The sequence below is a fragment of the uncultured Campylobacter sp. genome, from assembly GCF_938045205.1.
GTDB lineage: Bacteria > Campylobacterota > Campylobacteria > Campylobacterales > Campylobacteraceae > Campylobacter_B.
Window position 1 is genome coordinate 1 of the sequence record NZ_CALIMY010000062.1, and the last position, 5,129, is coordinate 5,129.

Annotated in this window: 4 protein-coding genes; 2 read left to right on the forward strand and 2 right to left on the reverse strand. The window is 44.6% G+C overall.

The annotated features are described in order from the left end of the window. Window positions 1-483: 483 nt before the first annotated feature. Window positions 484-795 (reverse strand): helix-turn-helix transcriptional regulator, encoded by a 312-nt coding sequence (locus Q0198_RS03865; protein WP_297895199.1) that lies wholly within the window; start codon window positions 793-795, stop codon window positions 484-486. Between the two features lie 12 nt (window positions 796-807). After that, window positions 808-1,722, reverse strand: a complete 915-nt coding sequence (locus Q0198_RS03870) for a DnaJ C-terminal domain-containing protein (protein ID WP_297895202.1) — start codon at window positions 1,720-1,722, stop codon at window positions 808-810. 168 nt (window positions 1,723-1,890) lie between these two features. On the opposite strand from Q0198_RS03870, the gene Q0198_RS03875 reads away from it, so the two are divergent. Both Q0198_RS03875 and Q0198_RS03880 read left to right on the forward strand, forming a co-directional pair. Further along, entirely contained in the window at window positions 1,891-3,312 is a 1,422-nt protein-coding gene (locus tag Q0198_RS03875; protein ID WP_297895204.1) for a Do family serine endopeptidase, read from the forward strand. An 849-nt stretch (window positions 3,313-4,161) separates the two neighbouring features. Beyond that, entirely contained in the window at window positions 4,162-5,127 is a 966-nt protein-coding gene (locus Q0198_RS03880; protein WP_297895207.1) for a hypothetical protein, read from the forward strand. Window positions 5,128-5,129: the final 2 nt, after the last annotated feature.

Here is a 5,129-nt window from a genome sequence, read left to right on the forward strand (position 1 = left end):
ATTTTAAGGAGGAGGTAAAATGAGAAAAATTTTACATTATCTATTGTTAAGTTTTACATTATCCGCGACCGTTTATCGGAGGCGATAATCGATGAAATTTTATCTTTTCATATAAATTTATGGGTAAATTTTATAATGTGATTTTACTAAAACCCCGCTTAAAAATAGAGAAATTATGTCGCACTTTATCGCTAAATTTAGAGGTCCGCGGTAAAATTTTAATGTCTAACGCGGCTTGGAATTTTAAATTTTAAAGCCAAATTATATCAAGACGGCTTTTAAATTTAATCGCAAGAAAATTCGCCCGAGTTTGCTTAGCGCAACTTTAAATTTGACGCGCCCACAAATCCGCACTGAAAATCAAAATTTATCGCTTGAATCTACGCTTGAGAGACGATCTTGCTTTTTAATAGCATTAAAATCTCAGCTTGTAGCACCAGGATCCGATTTTTGCTGAGCTTTAAAATTTTTATTTCGCAAACTTTAATCTGTCTCTCCGCCAAGCTCTAAAATTCTAGCCCGCAGCTCCTCGATCTCGTGCTCATACTCGGCAATCCTTTCTTGCAGGCGAAAGATCACATCCACGCCCGCAAGATTGACGCCAAGCTCCTTTGTAAGGTTTAAAATCATGCGTATGCGGTCCATATCATGCGCCGAGTACAGGCGCATCTTGCCCTCCGTGCGCCCCGGGCTCACGAGCCCTTCGCGCTCATATTGCCGCAATGTCTGCGGATGGATATCTAGGACCTTCGAAACTATCGATATGAGATAAACTGGCTCATCGTAATCATGCATTTTGATGCCTCCTTATAGCTTTTGCAGCGCGGCTTTGACGTCCTCGCCCAGCGAATCGATATCGGGCAAAACGACATTTACCACCGCGTATAGATCGCCTAAAATTTTACTCTTGCGGTTTTGCACGCCGTAGCCTTTTAGGCGGTATTTCTGCCCGTTTTTGGTATTTTTTGCGATCTTTATCGTTGCGCTTTTGCTCGGCGTCGAAATTTCTACTTTTCCGCCAAACATCGCCGTTTTCAAAGGAATGTCAATCTTTTTGAAAAGATCGTCGCCTTCGCGGCTATACTCGGTGCTTGGCGCGATTTTTATCTCTAAAATTAGATCGCCGCTTTGAGCGCCTGATTTTTGTCCTTTTCCCCTGATGCGCAGCTTCTCGCCCGCATTGATGCCCGCGGGCACTTTAAATTTAACCGTCTCGCCGCCCACGCGCACGCTCATCTCGCCGCCTTGTATCGCGGTCTCAAAAGGAATTTCAATCGAGCTGTGCGTATCTAGGCTCTGTGTGCCGCCAAATCCGCCGCCGAAACTGCTGCCGCTAAAGCCGCTAAAACCCTCGCCACCACCGAAAGAGCTGAAACTAAATCCGCCACGTGAGCCTGCGCTTTTTGCGCCGAAAGAGCCGCCGAAAATGCTGTTTAGGATGTCGTTTAGATCGCCCATGTTTGCCGAGCCCTGCGCGAAATCGTGGAAATTCTGTCCGCCGAACATCTCGTCGCCGTGGCGGTCATACTGCGCCCGCTTTTTCTCGTCGCTTAAAATTTCATACGCGGCGTTGATCTCTTTAAATTTATCCTCAGCTCCTGGTTCTTTATTGATATCTGGGTGATACTTGCGAGCTAGCCTGCGGTAAGCTTTTTTAATCTCCTCAGCGCTTGCTGATTTATCCACGCCTAAGGTTTCGTATAAACTGCTTGTACTTGCCATTTTAATCCTTAAAATCTTAAAATTTATGTAGATTATATCATAAAACTTTAGTGAGTGTCAATCAAGTTTGCTAAATTCTATTTATAAATTTTAATTTTGCGTTAAGAATATATTAGCGGACAAAATTTATAATTCCGCCAAAATTTCATTATCACAAAGGAAGCAAAAATGAAAAAATCGATCATCATATCGATAGCTTTAGCAGGTGCGCTTTTTGGCGCCAGTATCGACATTAAAGAAGCTCCAAGCAATTATGAGCGCGTAAATCCGGGCTTTAATCAAGACGTGGTGCTTTCGTATCACAGCTCACTTGCGGACGTAAAAAAATCCGTCGTCAATATCGCAACTAAAACCAAGATTAAAGCAGGCAATAGCCCGATGTCACAGATGTTTGACGATCCGTTTTTTAAGCAATTTTTCGACTTTGACATTCCGCAGCAGCAGGAGCGCGAGGGAAGCTCACTAGGCTCTGGTGTCATCATCTCCGAAGACGGCTATATTGTCACAAATAATCACGTAATAGAAAACGCTGACGAAATCGTAGTTACACTACTAGAAGGCGATAAGGAATATAAAGCCAAGGTAATCGGCACCGACCCTAAAACCGACCTTGCGATCATCAAAATCGACGAAAAAAATCTCTCTGCGGTTAAATTTGCCGACTCGTCCAAGGCTATGGAGGGCGACATTGTATTTGCTATCGGAAATCCTTTCGGCGTGGGCGGCACCATCACCCAAGGTATCATCTCCGCGTTAAATAAAAACAATATCGGACTAAATCAATACGAAAATTTCATCCAAACCGACGCTTCGATCAATCCGGGCAACTCAGGCGGCGCGCTAGTGGATAGCCGCGGCGCGCTTTTGGGAATAAATTCCGCTATTTTAAGTCGCGGAGGCGGAAATAACGGCGTAGGCTTTGCGATCCCTTCAAATATGGTACAAGAGATCGCTGAAAAGCTCATCACAAACGGCAAGATCGAGCGTGGCTTTATAGGCGTTACGATTTCGGATATGTCTAAAGATCAAAAAGAGCTCTATGAAAGCAAAGAGGGCGCGCTAATCTCAAGCGTAGAAAAGGATATGCCTGCCGATAAAGCAGGTATCAAGCGCGGCGATTTGATTACCAAAATAAACGGCAAATCTATCAAAAACGCCAACGAGCTAAAAAATTTAATCGGCTCAATGGCTCCAGGAAGCTCAGTGGATGTAGAATTTGAGCGCGACGGCAAAAGCAAGAGCACCACTATCAAGCTAGACGCGATGAAATCCGACTCCACCACCTTAGGCTCAGCCGGTGAAAACTCACAAAGCGCGATAGAGGGGCTAAAACTAAGGACGTTAAATGACAGCTTGCGCCGCAAATATAACCTCGACGACGATGTCTCGGGCGCCCTCGTCTTAAGCGTCAAAGATGGCTCAAAAGCCGATGATTACGGCTTTGAAGTAGGCGACGTGATCATCCAAGTCGGTCAAAACGATGTCAAAAGCTCAGACGACTTCGATCGATATATCAAAGATTACAAGGGCAAAAAGACCCTAGTCTGGGTTATCAGACGTGGAATTCCGCAAGGTCTTGTAATCCGCTAAGCTTGGTCCGCCAGGCTTTAGCTGCGAGAAACGCGCAAGCATTAAATTTTAATCGCGGCAAGCCCGGGACAAAGCATTAGCGGAGCTTGCGAATAAGCAAACAGAAGCTTTTGGGATTTGAGCTTTTTGGCAAGTGGAATTACTAGCTTTCGAGCGTAAGAGATACATAAACTATAAAAATGGGCTTTTGGTGAGCATTAAAAGCTGCCGAAAGCCCTTTGTTATTTCAAGCACCTCTAAAGGCCCTCTGTTATTTCAAGCACCTCTGTAAGCCCAGATTTAGCTTGAAATTTTCATAATTTTGCTTTTTTTGCTTTTATTTTCACTTAGAATTTTTAAAATTTAACCCTCCGCGCCGCTACTTTATCGTTTTTATCGCCTCGCCCGGAACTTGCTTTAAAATTTTAATCTCTTTGCTAACAACATATCGCAGAAGTATGTACTTATAGTCTAGAATTGCTTCAAATTTTAATTCCTCTCGTATATTGCTTCACTTTAAATTCTACAAATCCAAATTTATAAAATTTATGCCCTACCTATTTATCATTATCAGAAACTGCTGCCTTTTTATTCTAGCGCTTTTCTCGCAGCGACGCTTCTTGGGAATTCCGCTAGCTAAATTTTAAGGTCGGAATTTTAAAATTCCATCATTTTGTAATCGTAATTTTTCGTTTAAGCTTTGATAACAAAAATAAGCTGAAATTTTACTTTATTATCGAAAACGTTGCATCGCGATACCGATTTTTTCGCATTAAGCTACTTTTTGTTAGGAATTGTATTAAATTTATTGTAAATAGGTATTTTTATAGTATAATGGATAGTTTTTATTTTTTACGAAGGATTACAACTATGAAAGATATTAAGATACCGATTATTTCCGGTTTAAGTTTGGCGGCATGCTTAGCCATTGCTCCTTCACAAGCTTTAGCCGGTAACGGAGTCATAACGGTAACTAAAAGCGACGGCACCCCAAGTCAATTATATAAATCATCAGGCGAAAATTACTCGGGCGGCTTTGAAAGTAAAGCAAATGCTCACGGACAAAACGATAATAATATCGTAACAATAAGAGGCGTTACCTCGGGCGGCGAAAGTACTTGGAAGCGCACGATCTATGGTGGAGGCAACGGCGATGGTACCAATTTGGGGCAGGGTTTTTTATATGAGCAAGTTACCTCGGCAAATAATAATATACTTAATGTCAATAATGGCGCTACGGTGGCGATACTTGTGGGCGGCGAAGGAAAAGGCGCACAAAACAATACTGTAAATTTGAATGACGCAGAGGTGCATTATGTCGTACTCGGCGGCAACGGCACATGGTACGGTAGAGCGAGCAATAGCGGAGACGCCATACACAATATCGTAAATGTTAGCGGCGCTACTAAGATATACTACAAGAATTTCAATAATTTTAACAGCACATCGCTAATGGGCGGTAGAGCGACCGGTACAAATCAAGCAAATAATAACGAAGTAAATATAAGCGGTACGCCTATTATCGTCGGTAGAGTCGCGGGCGCTGCGGGTCCTGCGACCTGTGCGGGGGCCTGGACCTGCCTGACGCCCCTGACCAGGAGCAGCTCGGTGCCGCCCGAGCGGTGCTCGGACGGGTGGGGGTCGAGCTGCAGGCACGTCGCCAGTGGCCCTCCGGGATGGATCGGCTGGGCCTGGGTCGTTTCAAGGGTCGTATCGGGGCCGACCGTCAGGCGGCGACCGGTCTGGCCGTGGGGAGGCTGGACGGGTTGGGGACCTCGGGAGCACTGCGTGAGCTGGTGGCCTCCGCCGCCGACGGCGAGGTCCCGGTGGTCGTGAGA